This is a genomic window from Planifilum fimeticola (assembly GCF_003001905.1).
In the GTDB taxonomy this organism is placed as follows: domain Bacteria; phylum Bacillota; class Bacilli; order Thermoactinomycetales; family DSM-44946; genus Planifilum; species Planifilum fimeticola.
In genome coordinates this window covers 53,654-74,013 of the sequence record NZ_PVNE01000002.1, presented here as the reverse complement: position 1 = coordinate 74,013, position 20,360 = coordinate 53,654, and the positions used below count along the sequence as shown (strand labels likewise).

At 59.8% G+C, this 20,360-nt stretch carries 21 protein-coding genes and 1 other annotated feature; of the genes, 7 read left to right on the top strand and 14 right to left on the bottom strand.

The genetic code is table 11. From position 1 onward, the window contains the following. Window positions 1-41: 41 nt before the first annotated feature. The 6 genes from leuB to ilvD all read right to left on the bottom strand — a co-directional run bounded on the left by leuB (window position 42) and on the right by ilvD (window position 8,587). Window positions 42-1,160 carry a 3-isopropylmalate dehydrogenase gene (gene leuB, locus CLV97_RS01780; RefSeq protein WP_106343814.1) on the bottom strand — a complete coding sequence of 373 codons (1,119 nt, stop codon included), beginning with the start codon at window positions 1,158-1,160 and terminating at the stop codon, window positions 42-44. A gap of 121 nt (window positions 1,161-1,281) precedes the next feature. After that, the gene (locus CLV97_RS01775) at window positions 1,282-2,844 is read right to left on the bottom strand and encodes a 2-isopropylmalate synthase (RefSeq protein ID WP_106343813.1); all 1,563 of its coding nucleotides are present in this window, start codon (window positions 2,842-2,844) and stop codon (window positions 1,282-1,284) included. A gap of 19 nt (window positions 2,845-2,863) precedes the next feature. Next, a complete protein-coding gene (ilvC, locus tag CLV97_RS01770) occupies window positions 2,864-3,877 on the bottom strand; it encodes a ketol-acid reductoisomerase (protein ID WP_106343812.1) in 1,014 nt (337 codons plus the stop codon). Between the two features lie 81 nt (window positions 3,878-3,958). Then, complete coding sequence (gene ilvN, locus CLV97_RS01765) at window positions 3,959-4,450, bottom strand: acetolactate synthase small subunit (protein ID WP_106343811.1); 492 nt, start codon at window positions 4,448-4,450, stop codon at window positions 3,959-3,961. Then, window positions 4,447-6,183, bottom strand: coding sequence for a biosynthetic-type acetolactate synthase large subunit (gene ilvB, locus CLV97_RS01760; RefSeq protein ID WP_245891322.1), 1,737 nt, complete (start codon window positions 6,181-6,183; stop codon window positions 4,447-4,449). The genes ilvN and ilvB overlap by 4 nt, the downstream gene beginning before the upstream one ends. A gap of 733 nt (window positions 6,184-6,916) precedes the next feature. Beyond that, entirely contained in the window at window positions 6,917-8,587 is a 1,671-nt protein-coding gene (gene ilvD / locus CLV97_RS01755; protein ID WP_106343809.1) for a dihydroxy-acid dehydratase, read from the bottom strand. A 410-nt stretch (window positions 8,588-8,997) separates the two neighbouring features. Between ilvD and CLV97_RS01750 the strand changes: the two genes are divergently transcribed. From CLV97_RS01750 to CLV97_RS01730, 5 genes are all read left to right on the top strand, one after another. Beyond that, window positions 8,998-9,204, top strand: coding sequence for a helix-turn-helix transcriptional regulator (locus CLV97_RS01750; protein ID WP_245891321.1), 207 nt, complete (start codon window positions 8,998-9,000; stop codon window positions 9,202-9,204). After that, window positions 9,201-9,563 (top strand): DUF2178 domain-containing protein, encoded by a 363-nt coding sequence (locus CLV97_RS01745; RefSeq protein WP_106343808.1) that lies wholly within the window; start codon window positions 9,201-9,203, stop codon window positions 9,561-9,563. Before CLV97_RS01750 ends, CLV97_RS01745 begins: the two co-directional genes overlap by 4 nt. A 59-nt stretch (window positions 9,564-9,622) precedes the next feature. Continuing rightward, complete coding sequence (locus CLV97_RS01740) at window positions 9,623-9,985, top strand: DUF2178 domain-containing protein (protein WP_106343807.1); 363 nt, start codon at window positions 9,623-9,625, stop codon at window positions 9,983-9,985. A 137-nt stretch (window positions 9,986-10,122) separates the two neighbouring features. Next, window positions 10,123-11,076 carry a bile acid:sodium symporter family protein gene (locus CLV97_RS01735; RefSeq protein WP_106343806.1) on the top strand — a complete coding sequence of 318 codons (954 nt, stop codon included), beginning with the start codon at window positions 10,123-10,125 and terminating at the stop codon, window positions 11,074-11,076. 94 nt (window positions 11,077-11,170) lie between these two features. Continuing rightward, window positions 11,171-11,872 carry a pirin family protein gene (locus CLV97_RS01730; RefSeq protein ID WP_106343805.1) on the top strand — a complete coding sequence of 234 codons (702 nt, stop codon included), beginning with the start codon at window positions 11,171-11,173 and terminating at the stop codon, window positions 11,870-11,872. 74 nt (window positions 11,873-11,946) lie between these two features. Here the strand turns inward: CLV97_RS01730 and rplT are convergent, their stop codons facing one another. The 8 genes from rplT to mqnC form a co-directional block, all read right to left on the bottom strand. Beyond that, complete coding sequence (rplT, locus tag CLV97_RS01725) at window positions 11,947-12,306, bottom strand: 50S ribosomal protein L20 (RefSeq protein WP_106343804.1); 360 nt, start codon at window positions 12,304-12,306, stop codon at window positions 11,947-11,949. 35 nt (window positions 12,307-12,341) lie between these two features. Continuing rightward, window positions 12,342-12,539 (bottom strand): 50S ribosomal protein L35, encoded by a 198-nt coding sequence (gene rpmI, locus CLV97_RS01720; protein ID WP_106343803.1) that lies wholly within the window; start codon window positions 12,537-12,539, stop codon window positions 12,342-12,344. A gap of 12 nt (window positions 12,540-12,551) precedes the next feature. Then, entirely contained in the window at window positions 12,552-13,067 is a 516-nt protein-coding gene (gene infC / locus CLV97_RS01715; protein ID WP_211295656.1) for a translation initiation factor IF-3, read from the bottom strand. Between the two features lie 25 nt (window positions 13,068-13,092). Next, window positions 13,093-13,209, bottom strand: a sequence feature (ribosomal protein L20 leader region). 88 nt (window positions 13,210-13,297) lie between these two features. Beyond that, window positions 13,298-13,810, bottom strand: coding sequence for a GNAT family N-acetyltransferase (locus tag CLV97_RS01710; protein WP_245891334.1), 513 nt, complete (start codon window positions 13,808-13,810; stop codon window positions 13,298-13,300). A 15-nt stretch (window positions 13,811-13,825) separates the two neighbouring features. Continuing rightward, the gene (gene thrS / locus CLV97_RS01705) at window positions 13,826-15,754 is read right to left on the bottom strand and encodes a threonine--tRNA ligase (RefSeq protein WP_106343802.1); all 1,929 of its coding nucleotides are present in this window, start codon (window positions 15,752-15,754) and stop codon (window positions 13,826-13,828) included. A gap of 324 nt (window positions 15,755-16,078) precedes the next feature. Then, on the bottom strand, window positions 16,079-17,041 hold the full coding sequence (ytxC, locus tag CLV97_RS01700) for a putative sporulation protein YtxC (RefSeq protein WP_146130383.1): 963 nt from the start codon (window positions 17,039-17,041) through the stop codon (window positions 16,079-16,081). 14 nt (window positions 17,042-17,055) lie between these two features. After that, window positions 17,056-17,694, bottom strand: coding sequence for a metal-dependent hydrolase (locus CLV97_RS01695; protein WP_170070328.1), 639 nt, complete (start codon window positions 17,692-17,694; stop codon window positions 17,056-17,058). Between the two features lie 124 nt (window positions 17,695-17,818). Beyond that, window positions 17,819-18,928 (bottom strand): cyclic dehypoxanthinyl futalosine synthase, encoded by a 1,110-nt coding sequence (gene mqnC / locus CLV97_RS01690; RefSeq protein ID WP_106343799.1) that lies wholly within the window; start codon window positions 18,926-18,928, stop codon window positions 17,819-17,821. 204 nt (window positions 18,929-19,132) lie between these two features. Between mqnC and queD the strand changes: the two genes are divergently transcribed. Next, window positions 19,133-19,657, top strand: a complete 525-nt coding sequence (queD, locus tag CLV97_RS01685; protein ID WP_106343798.1) for a 6-carboxytetrahydropterin synthase QueD — start codon at window positions 19,133-19,135, stop codon at window positions 19,655-19,657. Beyond that, window positions 19,654-20,352, top strand: coding sequence for a 7-carboxy-7-deazaguanine synthase QueE (locus CLV97_RS01680; RefSeq protein WP_245891320.1), 699 nt, complete (start codon window positions 19,654-19,656; stop codon window positions 20,350-20,352). The genes queD and CLV97_RS01680 overlap by 4 nt, the downstream gene beginning before the upstream one ends. Window positions 20,353-20,360: the final 8 nt, after the last annotated feature.

Below are 20,360 nucleotides of genomic sequence, written 5' to 3'. Positions count from 1 at the left end.
TCAGCAGGGCCCCGAAGGCAAGGGGTTGACTAGTCGGGAAATTACAACACAATCTCCAGCGGCACCGTCGTCGAGGAAGACGGTACGTGACGCCGGACCGCCTCCGCCACCCGGTCACCGAATTCCTCGGTGCCGATGGCCAAATCGCCCGATGGAGCCAAATCCGCCGTCCGGTAACCGGCGGCAAGAACGGAGCGGACCGCTTGTTCGACGGCCCGCGCGGCCTCTTCGTATCCGAAGGAGTGACGAAGCATCATCGCCACAGACAGGATGGTGGCAACGGGATTGGCCACGCCTTGACCGGCGATATCCGGGGCGGAACCGTGAACCGGCTCGTACAGGCCGAAGGAACCGTCGCCGAGGCTGGCGGAGGGAAGCATCCCGATCGATCCGGTCAAAATGGCCGTTTCATCGCTCAGAATGTCCCCGAACATGTTCTCGGTGACGATGACGTCAAAGTGGGAGGGTTTTCGGACCACCTGCATCGCGCAATTGTCCACGAGCATGTGTTCCAGCTCGACGTCGGGGTAATCTTCAGCCACCCGGTTGACGACGGAACGCCACAGGCGGGAACTCTCCAAAACGTTGGCCTTGTCGACGGAGGTGACCCGCTTCCGCCGTCCGCGGGCGATGTCAAAGGCGCGCCGGACGATCCGCTCGATCTCCCACTCGTGATAAACCAGGGTGTCCGTCGCCCGCTCGCCCTCCTCCAGCCGTTCCCGGCTCTTTTCCCCGAAATAGATGCCGCCGGTCAGCTCCCGGACGACGATCAGATCCACGCCCTTGAGCACCTCCGGACGGAGGGTCGAACTTTGCTCCATGCCCTCAAACAACATGGCAGGACGCAGGTTGGCGAACAGCCCCAGCTCCTTCCGAAGACTCAGCAGCGCCTTCTCCGGGCGCAACTCGGGCGGATTGTCGTCCCACCGGGGGCCGCCCACCGCCCCCAGGAGCACCGCATCCGAATCGCGGCATAAATCCAAGGTTTCCTGCGGGAGGGGGGTTCCCACCCGGTCGATCGCCCCGCCCCCCACCATTCCAAACCGGAACGCAAAGCGATAACCGAAGCTCTCCGCCACCGCCCGGAGGACTTTGACACCTTCATCCACGATTTCCGGCCCGATCCCGTCCCCCGGGAGAACGGCAATTTTCTTCGCCATGGTTTCCTCTCCTTTTGATCTCTTGTGGGATGAGGAGGAAGCGCGTGCCGGGCCTTTCCCCGGCCACACGCTCTCCTCCGTCTGTTCCTCCCGCCGAACACGTTCTCGGTTTCCCTCTCTCCTATCCCAACGAAACTCCCATCTTCTCCTTCTCTGCGGAAGGCTTCTCTCCACGACGCTGGATCAGCCGGTTGATTCCGTCGATATAGGCCCGCGCGCCCGCCTCGAGGATATCCGTGCTCACTCCCCGCCCCTGAACGGTGAGCCCGTTCTGATTGAGCTGCACATACACCTCCCCGAGGGCATCCTTGCCGCGCGTGACGGACACGATCTTGCAATCGACCAATTCCACCTCTTCTTCGGTGATGCGATCGATCGCCTTGAAAATTGCGTCAAGGGAACCGTTGCCGCAGGCCGCCTCTTCCAGGAGCTCCCCCGTCTCCGCATGACGCAGCCGGATCGATGCGGTGGGAACCGACTGATTTCCGTAGGAGAGCTGCACCCACTCCAGCGCATACGCTTCCGCCTTCGGTTCCCCCCACTTCTCCTCCACGAGGGCGATCAGGTCCTGATCCGTGATCTCCTTCTTGCGGTCCGCCATCTCCTTGAAGCGGGCGAACAGCTGGTTGACCTGCTCGTCGGTGAGACGGTAACCCAAAGCGCTCAGATGATCCCGGAAGGCGTGTCGTCCCGAATGTTTACCCAGCACCAGCCGGCTTTTCTCAAAGCCGACCGTCTCCGGCCGGATGATCTCGTAGGTGGACTGATGCTTGAGGATGCCGTCCTGGTGAATTCCCGATTCGTGGGCGAAGGCGTTTGCCCCGACGATCGCCTTGTTCCCGGGGACGAACATCCCGGTCAGCTTGCTCACCAGGCGGCTGGTACGGGCGATCTCCCGATGGTTGAGGGTGGTGGCGGCCTGATAGTAGGACTCCCGGGTCTTCAGCGCCATGGCCACTTCTTCAATGGCGGCGTTTCCGGCCCTTTCGCCGATCCCGTTGATCGTTCCCTCCACCTGATCCACCCCCGCCTGGATGGCGGCGAGGGTGTTGGCCACGGCCATGCCGAGATCGTTGTGACAGTGGGCGCTGAGGTGGACCTTTTCAATGCCGGGAACCCGCCGGCGCAGTTGGATGAAGATGTCGGCGTACTCCTCCGGAGTAAGATAACCCACCGTGTCAGGGAAGTTCAGCACATCCGCCCCGGCCTTGATGGCCCGCTCCGCCACCTGGCAGAGGTAATCGATCTCCGTCCGCCCCGCGTCCTCGGCGGAAAACTCCACCTTGGGGAAAAACCGCTTGGCGTACCGGATGGCCTGATCGAGATTCTCCAGGACCTCTTCCTTGCTCATGCGGAGCTTGTGTTTTCGATGGATCGGAGAAGTGGCCAAAAAGACGTGGACGCACGGGGATTCCGCTTCCTTCAGCGCCTCCCAGGCCGCATCGATGTCCTTTTCCACGGACCGGGACAAGCTGACCACCGTCGCCTGCTTCACTTCCTTCGCCACCGCCCGGACCGATTGGAAATCTCCCGGCGAAGAGGCGGCAAAGCCGGCTTCGATGGAATTCACCCCCAGCTTCTCCAGCTGGAGAGCGATCTCCACCTTTTCCGACGTGCTCAGATTGACTCCCGGCGACTGCTCTCCGTCCCGAAGCGTGGTATCAAAGATCTCTACGGTCCGCATGGGGCGACACCCTCCCAGGTTATGATTTGACGGTTTCTTTTTTCTTCCCATCGACCCAAACCATCATCTCGCGCAACTTGGAACCCACCTGCTCGATGGGATGGTTCTTCTCCTCTTCCCTCATCCGGTTGAATTCCTGACGTCCCCGCTCGTTTTCCCCGATCCAGCGCTTGGCGAAGGAACCGTCCTGGACCTCCTTGAGCAACTGTTTCATCCGCTCCCGGACTCCTTCGTCGATCACCCGTTTGCCGCTCACGTAATCGCCATATTCCGCGGTGTCGCTGACGGAGTAGCGCATGCCGGACAGACCGCCCTCATACATCAGATCGACGATCAGCTTCAATTCGTGGAGACATTCGAAATAGGCGATCTCCGGCTGGTAACCCGCTTCGGTGAGGGTTTCGAAGCCCGCCTTGATCAATTGGGTCACACCGCCGCACAGCACCGCCTGTTCACCGAACAGGTCCGTCTCCGTCTCTTCCTTGAAGGTCGTCTCGATGACCCCTGCCCGGGTGGCTCCGATTCCCTTGGCGTAGGCCAATCCGATCCGCATCGCCTCTCCGGTGGCGTCCTGATGGACGGCGATCAGCGCCGGGACGCCGAAGCCTTCGGTATAAACCCGCCGCACCAGATGGCCCGGCCCCTTGGGGGCGATCAGCACCACGTCGACGGATTGGTCGGGGACGATCTGACCGAAATGGATGTTAAAGCCGTGGGAGAAAAACAGGGCGGAACCGGGTTTCAGATGGGGCGCGATCTGCTCTTTGTACACCTTGGTCTGCACTTCGTCCGGGAGGAGAATCTGCACCACATCGGCCCGCTTCACCGCTTCATCGACCGGGTAAACCGCGAAGCCGTCCCTTTCCGCCTGCTCCCAGGATTTTCCCGGGCGAAGGCCGACCACCACGTCGACTCCGCTGTCCCTCAGGTTCAACGCCTGGGCGTGTCCCTGGCTCCCGTATCCGATCACGGCAACCGTTTTTCCCTCCAGCGCTTTCAGATCGGCATCCTTCTCGTAATACATTTTCGCCATCCCAAATCCCTCCAGATAAAATGTGGTGTGTTGTATCAGAGCCGCCGCGAAGGGCGGAAGCTTCCCCTTGAAAGTCCCCGATCACGAGGGGACTTTGATCGGCCCCCGGGGCAGGGCCGTCACCCCGGTCCGGGCGATCTCCTTGATCCCGTAGGGGCGAAGCAGATCCAGCAGGGCGTCCAGCTTCTCCCGGTCTCCGGTGACCTGCACCATGATGGTGTTGCTCCCCACGTCCACCACCGACGCCCGGAAGGGTTCAACAATGCCCGCGATCTCTGTCCGCGTCGAGGGATTCGCACCTACCTTCACCAGCATCAGTTCCCGGGCCACCACCGGGTGGGAGCTCAGGTCCTGCACCTTGATCACGTCGACCAGCTTGTGCAATTGTTTGGACACCTGCTCCATCGTCCGCTCATCCCCGTGGGTGACGATCACCATCCGGGACAAGCCGGGCTCCTCGGACTCTCCGACGCTGATGCTCTCGATGTTGAAATTGCGGCGTCCGAGGAGATTGGCCACCCGGGCGAGAACGCGCGGTTGATCGTTGACCAGTACGGACAGAATGTGCCTCATGCCTCTTCATCCCCCATGATCATCTCATCCAGTCCCGATCCCGGCGCCACCATCGGATAGACGTTTTCCGCGGGATCGATCTCAAAATCGACTACGACGGGTCCGGGATGGGCGAGTGCCTCCTGCCACGCCCGTTTCGCCTCTTCCTCCGTCCGCGCCCGGAGCCCCTTCACCCCGTAGGCCTCAGCCAGCTTGACGAAGTCGGGGCTGCCGGAGAGATCGACTTCGCTGTACCGCTCCTGGTAGAACACCTCCTGCCACTGCCGCACCATGCCGAGGCACCGGTTGTTGATGACGGCCACCTTGACAGGAATATTTTCCAGGGCGGCGATCGCCAGTTCCTGGGCGGTCATTTGAAATCCCCCGTCCCCGGTCACGCAGATCACCACCCGGTCGGGATTCGCGATCTGCGCCCCCAAAGCCGCCGGAAAGCCGAATCCCATCGTTCCGAGGCCGCCGGAGGTGATGAAGGAACGGGGCCTTGCGAAGCGGAAATATTGGGCCACCCACATCTGGTGCTGACCTACATCCGTGGTGACGATGGCATCGCCGCCGGTGGTTTCGTAAAGATGGCGGATCACCCACTGGGGTTTCAAGGTTTTCTCCGACGGGCGGAAGGTGACGGGATATTGCCGTTTCCACTCTTCGATCCTTCTGAGCCAATCCGCGGAACGGCTCCGGGGGAGACCATCCAATGCCGCCTGGAGCACCTTTTTCACATCGCCGACGATGGGGATATAGGCGTCCACGTTTTTGCCGATCTCCGCCGGATCGATGTCGATGTGGGCAATCTTCGCCCCCTTCGCGAACTTGTCGAGGCGACCCATGGTCACCCGATCATCGAAACGGGCGCCGATGCCGATCAACAGATCGCATTCCAGCAGGGCGTGGTTGGCGGCATACGTCCCGTGCATCCCCGGCATGCCCATCCAAAGCGGATGCTGGCCGGAAAAACCGCCGATGCCCATCAGGGTCGTGGCCACGGGGATCTGCGCCTGCTCGGCGAAGGCTTTCAGCTCCTGATCGGCCCCCGACGTGACCACGCCGCCCCCGGCGAGGATGACCGGCCTCTCCGCTTCGGAAATGGCCGCGTGCAGCTTCTGAACCTGGAGGGGATGGGGATCGGTGGTCGGCTGATATCCCCGGATGAAAACCTTGTCGGGAAACTCCAGGGAAGTCTTCGCGTTGGACACGTCCTTGGGAATGTCGATCAGCACCGGCCCCGGGCGGCCCGTGGACGCGATGACGAAGGCCTCCCTCACCACCCGGGCCAGATCCCTCACATCGGTCACGAAATAGTTGTGCTTCGTGATCGGCATGGTGATCCCGGTGATGTCCGCCTCCTGAAACGCATCGGTGCCGATCAGGTTTTGCGGAACATTGCCCGTGATGCAGACGAGGGGAATGGAATCCATCTGCGCATTGGCGATTCCGGTCACCAGGTTGGTCGCTCCCGGCCCGGAGGTGGCGATCACGACACCGGGTTTCCCCGTGACCCGGGCATATCCCTCGGCCATGTGGATCGCCCCCTGCTCATGACGGGCCAATACATGGCGGATTTCTTCGTGATACAGGGAATCGTAGATCGGCAACACCGCTCCGCCGGGATACCCGAAAATAGTGTCCACCCCTTCCCTGATGAGGCAGCGGAGCAGGATCTCCGATCCGGTCAGCTCCCTCTGTTCCGTCCCTTTCTCCTGTCGATCCTCCGTCGCGATCGCCGGGTGAGGCACCTTGATCGAACCTCCTTCAGTGATAGTGAAAAAAGAAAACCTTCCACCCCCACACGAGTCCACTAATGTTGCCTCGATTGGGGCGAAAGGTTCGCGGTACCACCCAACTTCGCCGCTCCCTCGCGGGAGTCGGCCTCTGCGGGTGCGAGGAGTCGCACCCCGTCGGATAACGGCGACAACCGGAGACGGCCTACTCGCGCGGCATCGCGCCGCCTTTCGGCGCCCAGCTCCGAGGGGAGAAAGCGGTCCGGCCGCGATTCCGGTCTCACCCATCCGGAACTCTCTGTGACACGGTGACGGATCGCTTGTTGTCCTCTTCATCGCTTTAAATCGATTCAGTTTTTAAATAACAACAAACCCCTGCCTGCAAGCGCCAACCTGTCCCGTAAAGCTTCAGGTCAGAACCTGCCGCAGAGGCTTTTATCCTCACGGTGTACATCCCGGCCTCCCGCCGGAATGCTGGTGCCGCTCGGTCGCAGACCCCGCAAGCGGGCGGAACCCTAGGCACCCTTCCAACCATTCCCCGTTATTTGATTTGCATTACCTGTTTGATTATTTAGGTGTTATTATAATCAGGTAATTTCACCGTTGTCAACCGTCTTTCGAAAAATTTTTTTCCGCGATGCGCGAGTGTGGAGGCGGCGGTCTCTTTCACGCACCGATTTGGTTCATTGTATATGAGCCGGAAGCCCTTCTTAGAACCGTAAATTTTTATCTCCCCGCCTTCGCGGCCCTAGACCTCCCGGAAAACCGCACCGGTGCTGGCGGAGGTGACCAACCGGGTGTACCTCCTGAGATATCCGCCCTTCACCTTCGGTTCCGGTTCCACCCAGGCCGCCCGCCTCCGCTTTAATTCCTCCTCGGGGACGTCCAGGTGGATGCGACGGTTCGGCAAATCGATCTCGATCATATCCCCCGGCTGAATGAGGGCGATCGGTCCCCCCTCCGCCGCCTCCGGGGACACGTGGCCGATGCAGATCCCCCGCGTCGCCCCGGAGAAGCGGCCGTCCGTGATCAGCGCCACCTCTTTGTCCAGCCCCATTCCGGCGATGGCGGAGGTCGGCGAGAGCATTTCCGGCATGCCCGGCCCCCCTTTGGGCCCTTCGTAACGGATCACCACCACATCTCCCGGTTTGATTTTCCCCAGGGCGATGGCGGCGATGGCCGAATCCTGGGAATCGAAGACCACGGCGGGCCCCCGGAACACCCGGATCGAAGGATCCACCGCTCCCGTCTTGATGACCGCCCCGTCCGGCGCCAAGTTTCCGAACAGGATGGAAAGCCCCCCGCTCCGGCTGTGGGCCCGCTCCAGGGGGCGGATCACCTCTTCGTCCTTGATCGTCGCGTCCGCGATATTTTCCCCCAGGGTTTTCAGGGTGACCGTTTTCGCATCCAGATGGAGAAGGCCGTCGACGCGGCTCAGCTCCTTCAGAATGGCGCTGATTCCTCCCGCCCGGTGCACATCCTCCATGTGCCACTGGCCGGCGGGGCTCACTTTGCACAGGTGGGGAACCCGTTCGGAAAGCTCATTCAGTCGGGACAGGGGATATTCCACCCCCGCCTCGTGGGCGACGGCGATGGTGTGCAGCACCGTGTTGGTGGATCCGCCCATCGCCATATCCAGGATGAAGGCGTTGTCCAGGGCCTCCCGGGTGACGATGTCCCTGGGCTTCAGATCCGCCTCCACCAGGGCCATGATCTGACGCGCCGCCTGACGGGCCAGCTCCTCCCGTTCCTTCGTGCCGGCCAGGATGCTGCCGTTTCCGGGGAGGGCCAGTCCCAGCGCTTCCGCCAGGCAGTTCATGGAGTTGGCGGTGAACATCCCCGAGCAGGAGCCGCAGCTGGGGCAGCCGAAGTCCTCCAGCATCTTCAGCTCCCGCTCATCGATCTTTCCGGAATGGTAGGCCCCCACCCCTTCGAACACCGAGGACAGATCGACGGTCCGGCCGTCCGGCGTCCGTCCGGCGGCCATCGGACCGCCGCTGATGAAGATCGTCGGGATATTGACCCGCATCGCCCCCATCATCATCCCCGGCGTGATCTTATCGCAATTGGGAATGCAGATCAGACCGTCAAACCAGTGGGCCAGCGCCACCGTCTCCAGGGAGTCGGCGATCAGCTCGCGGCTGGGCAGCGAATAGCGCATGCCGATGTGGCCCATCGCGATCCCGTCATCCACTCCGATCGTGTTGAACTCAAAGGGGACGCCCCCCGCTTCGCGGACGGCCTCCTTCACCAGCTTCCCGAATTCCTGCAGATGGATGTGGCCGGGTATGATCTCCACGAAGGAATTGCAGATGCCGATAAAGGGCTTGTCAAAGTCCTCGTCCTTGAGGCCCGTCGCCTTGAGGAGGCTGCGATGTGGGGCGCGATCGATCCCCTTCTTGATCTGGTCGCTGCGCATGTCGATCCTCCCTCCGCAAATTCATGAGATATTGCCCACCAGTGTATAACAAAAATTCGCATCTGTCACTACCGGGAAAATTCTCGGCGGGAACCGTGGACTTGAAGACCCCCGGTTGTCCCAGCCTTATGAACCGTTGGGCTTTTATATGACTTAATCTCCAGAATGGACTGATACCGGGAAACACAGCGACAGGACGAACACTCCTCCGGAAACCGGCGGTCAAACTCCCTGCGCCTAAAGCAACCACCGGTGCTTGATGACGGGATTCGGTCGGGCAAAAACCGCTGCTGATTGCATCATGCGATACCGTGTCTTCAACGGCTACGGTACCCTTTACAGGTTTTACTCCCCCGGGATATCATAATGTAAAAGATGTTTTACATTCCATTTCCGGGCAGGGATTTCCAGTGATCAAGAATCGCGTCAGGGAGCTCAGACAGCAGAAGAACGTGACCCAGATCCAAATGGCGCGGGATCTGCAGATCACCCGGCAAACCCTGATCGCCATCGAAAGGCACAAATACCATCCGAGTCTGGAACTGGCCTTCAGGATCGCCCGCTATTTCGGGAAGCGGGTGGATGAAGTCTTTCTGTGGGAGGAGAACGGAGAATGAGGCGCGAGTGGTTATACGCCCTATTGGGGCTTGGTGCGGGAACCGCCATCGGCATGTTGATCACAAACCGATTCGAATGGATCTCCTTCGTCAGCTTGGCAATCCTGGTATTGATTTATTTCTTCCTGAAACATTTGCGCAGAAAAAAAACCGGAACCCCCGATACCGACGAGCGGATCCGGCAAAATGCGCAGCGGGCAGCCCTCTACACCCTTCTCGTCCTGATCGGCATCGGCGTGCTGGTGCTCGCCTTGACGACATCTCCCGGACAACAGATCCCTGTGGAATATATTGCTGTTTATTGCCTGTTCGGTTTGTTCACCCTGTCGGCGGTGCTGGCCATCGTGAAGCGAAGATAGATTGACAAAATCTAAAGAGCATCTAAAGAGCCCCGGGAGGTCAAGAGGAGGAAGACGTGATGAAGCGCGAGTGGTTGTACACCATTCTGGGCATGTTCGCGGGCATGGCCATCATCATGGCGGTGAAGGGAGAGGTGCGATGGTCTTCCGCCTTCGGCGCAACGACGGGCATGTTGCTCTATTTTTTCGCAAGACACCTCCTCCGCAAAAAAGACGGCACCCCGGAAACCGATGAGCGGATCCGGCAAAATGCGAGGCAGGCAGCCCTCTACACCCTGCTCGTCCTGACCGGCGTCGGCGCGCTGGTGCTTGCCTTGGCGACATCTCCCGGACAACAGATCCCTGTGGAATATATTGCTGTTTATTGCCTGTTCGGTTTGTTCACCCTGTCGGCGGTGCTGGCCATCGTGAAGCGAAGATAGAGGGTTGCGGATAAATCCGGATTCAAATCGTGCGATTCTGCGCAGTTGTGTGTTATAATCTGTTCAATCATTCGAAATATTGTTCTGACGCGTCTATCACTGACCCCATCCCGAAGACAAGAGAGGAGGATCCGGTTTTGTCGCCCTTCTTCTCCGTACTCCGTTTGATCGACCGTTACTTCATCCTCTGGTTGCTGATCGTCTCATGCATCGCCTATTTCTTTCCGTCCCCCTTCACCGGGATCAGTCCGTGGATCCCGCTCCTGTTGGGAGTCGTCATGTTCGGTATGGGAACCACCCTTTCGGCCGGCGATTTCCGCCTCATCCTGAAGCAGCCCGTTCCGGTTCTGATCGGCATCGCCGCCCAATACATCATCATGCCCGGAACGGCCTTTCTGATCGCCTTGCTCTTCCGGTTGCCCCCGGATTTGGCCGCGGGAATGATTCTGGTGGGAGCCAGCCCCGGCGGAACCGCCTCCAACGTCATCGTTTACCTGTCCAAGGGAGACGTGCCCCTTTCGGTCACCATGACGACCGTCTCCACGCTGTTGGCTCCCATTTTCACTCCGCTGTTGATGCTGCTCTTGGCCAACCAGTGGTTGCCCGTTGAACCCTGGTCGCTGTTTCTGTCCATCGTGCAGGTGGTGATTGTCCCCATCGTCCTGGGGATACTGGTCAAACGCTTTTTCCCGGTCGCCGTGAAGAAGGCGACACCCGCCCTGCCGGCTGTCTCCGTCCTCGCCATCATCATCATCGTCGCCGGCATCATCGCAAACGGCGCCGATCAGCTGTTTGCCGTCCCGATCATCTTCCTGGCGGTGATGCTGCACAACCTGGCCGGCCTGGCCCTGGGGTACCTCGCCGCCCGCCTCCTCAGGCAGGACGAGGCGCGCTGCCGGGCCATCTCGGTGGAAGTGGGAATGCAGAATTCCGGTTTGGCCGTCGCCCTGGCCACCGCCCATTTCAATCCGATCGCCGCCCTGCCCGGCGCCATCTTCAGCGTCTGGCACAATATCTCCGGTTCCCTTTTGGCCTCTTATTGGGGCAAAAAGCCCGAAAAAAAGATCCACCCCTCCCAGGTTCCCGGCTGAGCCCTGGCAGGACGGAGGAACCTCCTTCGTCCCTCCTCCGGGTCACACCAATCCCCCCGTGATATACTGGGTTGAAAGGGGGGAACATTTGCCCATGATCCGGATCATACCTTCCGAAAAGCGATACAAGGCGGACCACGGCTGGCTGATCACCTACCACAGTTTTTCCTTCGCCGAATACTATGATCCGAACAACATTCGATTCGGCGCCCTGCGGGTTTTCAACGACGACACCGTTCAGCCGGGGCGGGGATTCGGCGAACATCCCCACGCCGACATGGAGATCATGACCTATGTGATCGACGGCACCCTGGAACATCGGGACAGCCTGGGCAACCGGGGGCTGCTCCATGCCGGAGAGGTCCAGCGGATGACAGCGGGAACGGGCATCATTCACTCGGAATACAACCCTTCGGAGGAAAAGCCCGTCCACTTTCTGCAAATCTGGTTTTTGCCCGAGAGAAGGGGATTGACCCCTTCCTGGGAACAGAAAAAATTTCCCTCCGAACAGAAGCGAAATCGTCTCCTGCCCGTCGTTTCCGGACGCCCGGCCGAAGGGGCTCTCTACATCCACCAGGACGTAACCGTCTATCTCTCCCGACTGGAGGCAGGTCGCCAAATTCATCACCGCCAGGAAGCGGGGCGGCGAATGTATCTCTTCGTCATCGACGGCGCGGTTTCCGTCGATGGAGAGCACCCGATGAAGGCAGGGGATTCCGCGCGGATCACCGGTTTGTTCGAGCTGACCGTCTCCACCGGCGAAGGCGCCGAATTCATGTTGATGGACTTGGCCTGAATGCCGGCAGGCCCGCTGTGAAAAGGCACGCCCTCATGACAAAAGCCGGGAGAGAACTCTCCCGGCTTCGTTCATCACGCCTTGATTTGTTGCTTGGCCAGTTCCGCCAGTTCGGAGAAGGCCTTCGAATCGTTGACGGCCAACTCGGCCAGCATTTTCCGGTTGACCTCCACACCGGCCTGCTTCAATCCGTGCATCAACCGGCTGTAGGAAAGGCCGTTCATCCGCGCCGCCGCGTTGATGCGGGCGATCCACAGTTTGCGGAAATCGCGCTTGCGCTGACGCCGGTCGCGGTAGGCGTACATCCAGGACTTCATCACTTGCTGCTTCGCCGTGCGGAACAGCGCATGTTTGGAGCCGAAGTAGCCACGAGCCAACTTCAGCACCTTTTTGCGCCGCCGCCGTGTCACGTATCCGCCTTTCACTCGTGCCACCAGATATCCCTCCCAACTCGACCGATACTCAATCCTTATTTATAGGCGATCAATTGGCGCGTCCGCTTGACGTCACCCTTGCTCATCAAAGCGCCTTTGCGGAGTCGGCGCTTCCGCTTCGACGATTTTCCTTCGAGCAGATGGCTTTTAAAGGCGCGGTTGCGCTTGATCTTGCCCGTACCCGTCTTGTCGAACCGCTTGGCTGCCGCTCGACGCGTCTTCATCTTCGGCATCGTGTTTCCTCCTCAAGACTGCTGTTTCGGGGTCAAAATCATGATCATCTGCCGCCCTTCCAGGCGGGGCTGGCGCTCCACCTCGCCGAGGTCCTTCACTTCCTCGGCCATCCGGTTCAAAATCGCTCTTCCCAGCGCCTGGTGGGTGATTTCCCGTCCGCGGAAGCGGATGGTCAGCTTCACCTTGTCTCCGCTCTGCAAAAACCGCTTCACATTGCGCAGTTTGGTCTGCAGATCGTGCTCTTCGATCGACGGGCTGAAGCGAATTTCTTTCACCTGGATGATCTTCTGCCGCTTACGGGCCTCTTTTTCCCGCTTGCTCTGTTCATAGCGGTACTTTCCGTAATCCATGATCCGGCACACCGGGGGCTTCGCCTGAGGAGCGACATTGACCAGGTCGAGGTCGTGCTCCTGGGCCAGCCGAAGCGCCTCCTTGATGTGCTTGATACCCAACTGCGACCCATCGGGGCCAATCACGCGAACCTCGCGAGCACGAATCGCTTCATTGACTTGATGTTCCCTGCTGATAACCTGCCACCTCCGTGGGGGAATTGAAAACAAAAAAGTGCGGACACCACGCCCACACTCAACATCGAAATCATCCGCGATGAAACCTGTCAACAGCCCGTGCGTCGATCAGGTGAGAAGCGGGGCGCTTCTTCTTGGATACCGTCGCAATTGTACCATGCCCCTCTGATCTTGTCAAGAAAGGGTGACGTGTATTTTTCCCGGCGCCCCGCGCAGGCGCCGGGAACGATTCAAATCAACTTCGCCTCATGTCTCAGGATGGACATGATGTGAAGGGAGACGTATCTTTCCCCGATCTTCAGGCATTCCCGAAGCGTCCCCTCCCGGACGAAACCCACCGATTCGTATGCGCGGCGGGCCCTTTCATTGTGCTCCATCACATCGAGCCACAGGCGGTGGGCCCCCAACTCGCCAAAGCATCGACGGATGAAAAACCGAAGGGCTTCCTTTCCCAACCCCCGTCCCGGCCGGGACACCACGATCCGCGTTAGTTCGATGGAGCCGTGGGGATTTTGGATGCCCTGCAGAATCACATACCCCACGGGTTGTCCGGTGTCGGGGTCCTCCATCACCCAGTGTTCAGCATCGGGATCCCTCATGGCATTCCGATGCTGCTTCTCAGACCATCCGATCACCCACGGGCGGGCATCGGCTTCCATTTTCAGCACGGCATCCAAATCCCTTTCCTCCGTTTTGCGCAGTACCATGCGACCCGAAGGCGCAGCCCGATCCAAGTTCCCCATCACCGCCGGTGTTCCTTACTTTTTCGCTTCGATCTCCGCTTTCATCATGGCGATCACTTCGCCTACGGATTTCACTCCCTGGTCCCCTCCGGAGCGCTTCCGGACGGCGACGGTGCCGCTATCCCGCTCCTTCTCCCCGACGACCAGCATGTAGGGAATCTTCTGCAGCTGGGCCTCGCGAATCTTGTAGCCGATCTTTTCGCTGCGGTCGTCCAGTTCGGCGCGGATGCCCGCCTCCTTCAGCTCCTCCAGGACCTTGCGGGCGTAATCGACGTGCGCATCGGTAATCGTGAGCACCCGGGCCTGCACCGGGGAAAGCCAGAGAGGCAGGGCGCCCTTGTAGTATTCCAACAGGAAGGCGACAAACCGCTCCATCGTGCTCACCACTCCCCGGTGGATCACCACCGGCCGGTGAGGCTTGCCGTCTTCGCCGATGTACTCCAGATCAAACCGGTTCGGAAGATGAAAGTCCAGCTGGACGGTGGACAGGGTCTCGTCCTTGCCGAGGGCGGTGCGCACCTGCACGTCCAGTTTGGGGCCGTAGAAGGCGGCTTCTCCCTCCGCTTCCACATATTCCAGATCCAGATCCTCCATCGTCTCCTTCAGCATCCGCTGGGCCAACTCCCACATCTCGTCATTCTGGACGTATTTCTCCTTGTCCTCGGGATCGCGGTAGGAGAGGCGGTACCAGAAATCCCGGATGCCGAAGTCCTCATACACCCGCTGGATCAGTTGGACCACCCGGGTGAATTCCGATTTGATCTGGTCGGGACGGCAGAAGATGTGAGCGTCGTTCAGCGTCATCGACCGGACCCTCTGCAAACCCGCCAGCGCCCCCGACATCTCGTACCGGTGCATGGTGCCCAGTTCGGCGATGCGGACGGGCAAATTGCGGTAGCTGCGCAATTCGCTCTTGTAGATCATCATGTGGTGGGGACAGTTCATCGGTCGGAGCACCAGTTCCTCGTTGTCCATCTTCATGGGCGGATACATGTCCTCGTGATAGTGATCCCAGTGGCCGGAAATCTTGTACAGCTCCACGTTGGCCAGATGGGGCGTGTAGACGTGCTGGTACCCCAGACTCTCCTCCAGATCGACGATGTATCGTTCGATCACGCGGCGGATGGTCGCCCCTTTCGGCAGCCAGAGCGGAAGCCCCTGCCCCACTTCGGGAGTCAGGGTGAAAATTTTCAACTCCTTGCCCAGTTTCCGGTGGTCCCTCTCCTTCGCTTCCTCCAGCCGCTTCAGGTGCTCCTCCAGTTGCGACTGCTTCGGCCAGGCGGTGCCGTAGATCCGCTGCAGCATCTGGTTGTTGCTGTCCCCCCGCCAGTAAGCTCCGGCGACGCTGAGCAGCTTGAAGGCCTTTAACCGGCCCGTCGAGGGGACGTGAGGGCCACGGCAGAGGTCGAAAAACTCCCCTTGCTCATAGATGGTGATCACTTCATCCTCCGGCAGATCCCGGATGAGCTCCAACTTGAGGGGATCCCCCACCTCCTCGTAGATCCGGATCGCTTCCTCCCGGGAGACCACCTTCCGGCGGATGGGAAAATCCTCTTTCACGATCTTCTGCATTTCCGCTTCGATCTTCGGAAAATCCTCCGGAGTGATCTTTTCCGGACAGTCGATGTCGTAATAAAAACCGTCCTCGATGACCGGACCGATCCCCAGCTTCACGCCGGGATAGAGCCGTTTGAGGGCCTGGGCCATCAGGTGCGCCGTGCTGTGCCGGTACACCTCCAGCCCTTCCGGATCGTCCAGGGTCAGCACCCTGACCTCCGCCTGATCCGGCACCGTCGCCGACAGGTCGACCACCTTGCCGTTCACTTTTCCCGCTATCGCCTTTTTCAAGAGCCCGCGGCTGATGGAGGCCGCCACCTCCGCCACCGATACGGGCTGATCGTATTCCCGGACGGATCCGTCCGGAAGCTTGACCGCCACGCCCATGTTCCTCACCCCTGCCATTTGTTGTAAAATAAAAACGCCCGCACCCAAGGGACGAGCGCAGACGTCGTGGTTCCACCCTTCTTCGACCCCGCCGGCTCAGGGGCGGACGGGATCCTCTTCGCGGTAACGGCGCGTTCCCGGCGGCGGATACTTACCCTGACGGGCGTTCCCCGCCGCAGCTTCGAGGGGGTGAACCGATCCACAGGGGGTTAAGGGGCTTTCAGCCGATGACCCCTCTCTCTGGCAACCGTGTGGGTCGGTCCGTGTCCTCTTCATCGCATTTCCCGAAAAATTTGTTATGTATTATAACCGGTTTGTTTCCCGTCAGTCAAGGGTTTCGCGACCCACCTTCTCCGAGCGGCAGAGGGGACAGCCCTCGCAGAGAACGATCCGGCCCTCGAAAATTTTGCGCACCGTTCGAATGATCGTCTCCTCGCGCTGTCGGGTATGCAGCACCACAAACTCCGGAGCCGCCGACAAAAGCGCGCTCACGATCATATCCTCCCGGGAAAAGGTCTGCTCCATGATTTCCTGCGCGGCTCCCTCCACGTCCTTCAGGCGCAGGGGGGTACCGTCCTCCTTCATCAGGTGGAACCGGCTCTTTCCGAAATGGAGGACGTGAATTACGGGAATCTGGGTCTTCTGAGTGGAGACGAAATACCGGAGGAGCTCGATGAACTCCTGGTATTCCTGCTCCAGGCGGTATTCCCGGACGGCCTGATCCAGCAGCCGGGAAAACACCCGGTGATACCCCTTCAGGCGAAAGCGGATGAAACCGTCGACGGCCAAACGCCGGCTCTCCTTCAGAAAGCCGGAAACCTGTCCCGCGATTTTCCAGTCCAATCCGAGGGAGGGTTTGCGCCGCCTTTTCTTTCCGATCCAGCTCAGCACCGCCTTCTCGGCCGCATCAGACCTTGAAGGCTGGAAGGGGAAGGCTTTCCGGACGGCATCGCGGACCAAATTCGGCTCGTGATAGGAGCGGATATATTCGGCGACGGTCAAGCCGATCCCGTGGCGGACCTCCCTCGATTCCGCATCGTCCCCGCCGCCGTCGTGGCACAGAAAGACGACGCGGGAACCGATTCGCTCTTCCTGTATGCGGAAGGCGATCCCGTGAAACTGCATCCGCACCATCTGCTCATCCAGGCAGTTCCACAGGTGGCATACGGCTTCCGGAACCCTGTCCGGCAGGGATAACTGATAGACGGTCACGCACAACACATCCTCCCCATCGTCCGTCGGTATTCCTAGTATATGGGAGGATGCCGACCGGTATACCGCTTCCACCCCGCCGGATCACCTCATCCGAAAAAGCCGAAGGCGGCCAAACCTTCCTCCATCACCCGTCGGTACACGAGATATGTAAAAATCACACAGGTGCCCATCAGGCCCACCTTTCCCGCCCACTGGTCCAGCCATCCGCCGGTAGGGATGCTCAGCCCCAGGTTGCGCAGCCCGAACCGCTTCGACCAAGGCCAAAACAGGGGAACGCCTCCCGTGGTGATCGCATCGGCCAGCAGGTGGGAGCCGTATCCGACCGCCACCGCCGGGGCGATCATCGGCGAAGCCAGATATGCGGTCCATACGACAATACCGAAGGCCAGTAGGGAATGGCTGATGCTCCGATGGTTGGCGAAGGCGACGCACAGGGCGTAGATCCCCGCAAGCAACGTCCAAAGCGGCCAATCCCTGAGAATGTATAGGATGACGACCAGACCGCCCAAGGCGGCCAACACCAAGGATCGAAGGCCCGCCGGCAAAAGGGGGAAAAGGATTTTGTTCACCGTGCTGTCATTGTCGTCGATATCCGGCAGCAGCGCCACGGTTCCGCTGACCAGAATCGTCACCGTCGCTTCGTTGAGGTTTTGGGCGGGATCGATCACGGCCGCCGTCGCCGCCCCGGAAACCAGCCCCAAGGACAAATGGGTCTTGCCGGTCAACGCGGTTCCTCTCCTTTCCTGCGAAGAAAAAAAGATGTATTTTTCCCAAATAAGCAACAAGGCACCGGTTCGCCCACAGGCGGGCCGGTACCTCGTCGCTGTTCTCCCGCATCTTTTGAGGGGATCAGTTTTGCATGACAAAATCCTTTTCCGCCTTCTCCCCTTCCCGGAAGATCCGGAGAATCTCGTAACGCGTATTCCGCTGGGCGGGGATTTTCCCCGCTTCGCGGATCAATTGAAGGATCAGATTGGTGTTCACCTTGTGGGTGGTGCCCGCGGCGGAGACCACGTTCTCCTCGATCATCGTGCTGCCGAAATCGTTGCAGCCGTAGCTGAGGGAGAGTTTCCCGATCCTCGTTCCCATCGTCACCCAGGAGGACTGCAGGTTGGGAATGTTGTCCAGCATGATACGGGAAATGGCCACCGCCTTCAAATAGTCCTCTCCGGTGAGCTTTTCCCGCTTCAACCGGGTGTTGTCCGGCTGGAAGGTCCAAACGATGAAGGCGAGAAATCCGCCGGTCTCATCCTGGGCTTCGCGAATTCGGAGCAGGTGGAGCACCCTCTCTTCCAGGGTCTCCCCGAAACCGATCACCATCGTCGCCGTCGTGTGCATCCCCAACCGGTGCGCCGTCTGCATCACGTTCATCCAATCCCGCCAGGAACCCTTCAGACGGCTGATCTTGAGCCGGGTCCGGTCGTCCAGGATCTCGGCGCCTCCGCCGGGGAGCGAATCCAATCCCGCTTCCTTCAACTGCCGGATTACCTCTTCGAGGGACAGACCGGAAACTTCCTTCATCTTCAGGATTTCCGCCGGCGAAAAGGAGTGGATGTGAATATCAAACCGCTTTTTGATCTCCCGCAGCAGATTGGTGTAATAACTGAAGGGGAGATCCGGATGGGTTCCACCCTGCATCAGAATTTCCGTGCCGCCCACGTCGATCGTTTCCTGGATCTTTTTGAAGATCTCCTCATTGCTGAGCACATAGCCCTCCTCATGGCCGGGCGGCCGGTAAAAGGCGCAGAAGCGGCAGTAGGTGTCACAAATGTTGCTGTAGTTGATATTGCGTCCGATCACAAAGGTCGTAATCGGTTCCGGATGCAGGCGCTCCATAATCTGGTTGGCAACCCATCCCATTTTCTCCACTTGGTCGCTCTCCCAGAGGAGAATGCCCTCCTCCAGCCCCAGCCGTTCCCCTTTCAACGCACGATCCAATATTTGATCTATCTTCGCCATCAGCCAACCTCCTCAACCCGGATCCGACAGTAGCGGCTTCTTTTCTATCCTATCACATGAGCCGGCTCCCTGTCTTGCATTCCCCCCAAAACCGCCAGTATGCTAAACTGGATATGTGCCGCGGCACGGGCTTCACGAGACCGTATGCGGCGCAGAGTGTCGAAAACCCACCACTCTCAAAACAAACACTAGGGAGCGATCACCATGAACCCAAAGGAATGGAATCAAGCGGGACCCTCCCGAAAGGAGGAGGGCGCCTTTCCCTTTCCGCCGAAACTGCAGGTATTCGGCAGGGACATTCAAAAGGAACAGCTGAAGTATCATCAGCGACGCGTCGCCGTGGAGAAAACCTTCACCTTTGACTCATCCCACCACCTGCACCTGTATGAAGGCAAGTGCAAGGCGCTCCACGGGCACACGTACCGGCTCACCGTCCAAGTGAGCGGTTTCGTCAACGATATCGGACTGGTCGTCGACTTCAAGGATCTGAAGGCGATGGTGAAGGAAAAAATCCTCGTCCCCCTGGACCACCAATACCTGAACGGCGTCCTGCCCCCCATGAACACCAGCGTCGAAAACATGATCGTCTGGATCTGGGAACGGTTGGAAGAGGGGCTGAAGGAGCTGGGATCACCGGAGCAGGCCCTGCGGCTGGAATCCCTTCGGCTGGAAGAAACGCCCACCAGCGCCGCGACCCTGCGCCGGGAATGGATGGGGGAGGACCGATGAACCCCAAGGAAATCACGATTCCCCTGGTGGAAATTTTCCAAACGGTGGAAGGCGAAGGAAACATGGCGGGATTCCCCACCACCTTCATCCGTCTGTATAACTGCAATCTGCGGTGCACCTGGTGCGACACCCCCTACAGCTACGCTCCGCATCCTCCGGAGAAAATCCTTACCCTGGGAGAGATCCTGGAACAGGTGAAGCGCTACGGCAACCGCCACATCTGCCTGACCGGAGGCGAACCGCTCCTCTACCGGGACAAGGCCCTCGCCCTGCTTCAGGAATTGGCGCCCCTCCCCTTTTTGGAGGACATCCACATCGAGACCAACGGGGCCATTGATCTTCTCCCCTTCCACCGCTGGCGGGAAGCCTCTCCCCACGGGGGGAAAGTCCGCTTCATCATGGACTTCAAGCTCCGTTCCAGCGGGGAACGGGACAAGATGATCCCCAGCAATTTTCTCCACTTGACGGACCGGGATGAGATCAAATTCGTCATTTCCGATCGGGAGGAATTCAACGAAGCCCTGTCGGTGGTGGAAAACGCCGTGCGCCGGGGTCAGATTCTTTTCAGCCCCGAATGGAACACGCTTCCCCCCGACCGGTTGGTCGCCTGGTTGCTCGAAGGCAAGCGGAAGGATATCCGGTTAAACCTGCAGACGCACAAATACATCTGGGACCCGGACCGACGCGGGGTCTGAGAGGAGGA

What these genes read in the sequence shown, in the direction of transcription:
- CLV97_RS01680 (WP_245891320.1), top strand. Translation starts at nt 19,654, where the DNA reads ATGAACCCCAAGGAAATCACGATTCCCCTGGTGGAAATTTTCCAAACG.
- CLV97_RS01775 (WP_106343813.1), bottom strand. Translation starts at nt 2,844, where the DNA reads ATGCGGACCGTAGAGATCTTTGATACCACGCTTCGGGACGGAGAGCAG.
- CLV97_RS01740 (WP_106343807.1), top strand. Translation starts at nt 9,623, where the DNA reads ATGAAGCGCGAGTGGTTGTACACCATTCTGGGCATGTTCGCGGGCATG.
- rpmI (WP_106343803.1), bottom strand. Translation starts at nt 12,539, where the DNA reads ATGCCGAAGATGAAGACGCGTCGAGCGGCAGCCAAGCGGTTCGACAAG.
- mqnC (WP_106343799.1), bottom strand. Translation starts at nt 18,928, where the DNA reads ATGGCGAAGATAGATCAAATATTGGATCGTGCGTTGAAAGGGGAACGG.
- CLV97_RS01730 (WP_106343805.1), top strand. Translation starts at nt 11,171, where the DNA reads ATGATCCGGATCATACCTTCCGAAAAGCGATACAAGGCGGACCACGGC.
- ilvC (WP_106343812.1), bottom strand. Translation starts at nt 3,877, where the DNA reads ATGGCGAAAATGTATTACGAGAAGGATGCCGATCTGAAAGCGCTGGAG.
- CLV97_RS01710 (WP_245891334.1), bottom strand. Translation starts at nt 13,810, where the DNA reads ATGGGGAACTTGGATCGGGCTGCGCCTTCGGGTCGCATGGTACTGCGC.
- ilvD (WP_106343809.1), bottom strand. Translation starts at nt 8,587, where the DNA reads ATGCGCAGCGACCAGATCAAGAAGGGGATCGATCGCGCCCCACATCGC.
- leuB (WP_106343814.1), bottom strand. Translation starts at nt 1,160, where the DNA reads ATGGCGAAGAAAATTGCCGTTCTCCCGGGGGACGGGATCGGGCCGGAA.
- ilvN (WP_106343811.1), bottom strand. Translation starts at nt 4,450, where the DNA reads ATGAGGCACATTCTGTCCGTACTGGTCAACGATCAACCGCGCGTTCTC.
- thrS (WP_106343802.1), bottom strand. Translation starts at nt 15,754, where the DNA reads ATGGGCGTGGCGGTCAAGCTTCCGGACGGATCCGTCCGGGAATACGAT.
- queD (WP_106343798.1), top strand. Translation starts at nt 19,133, where the DNA reads ATGAACCCAAAGGAATGGAATCAAGCGGGACCCTCCCGAAAGGAGGAG.
- CLV97_RS01745 (WP_106343808.1), top strand. Translation starts at nt 9,201, where the DNA reads ATGAGGCGCGAGTGGTTATACGCCCTATTGGGGCTTGGTGCGGGAACC.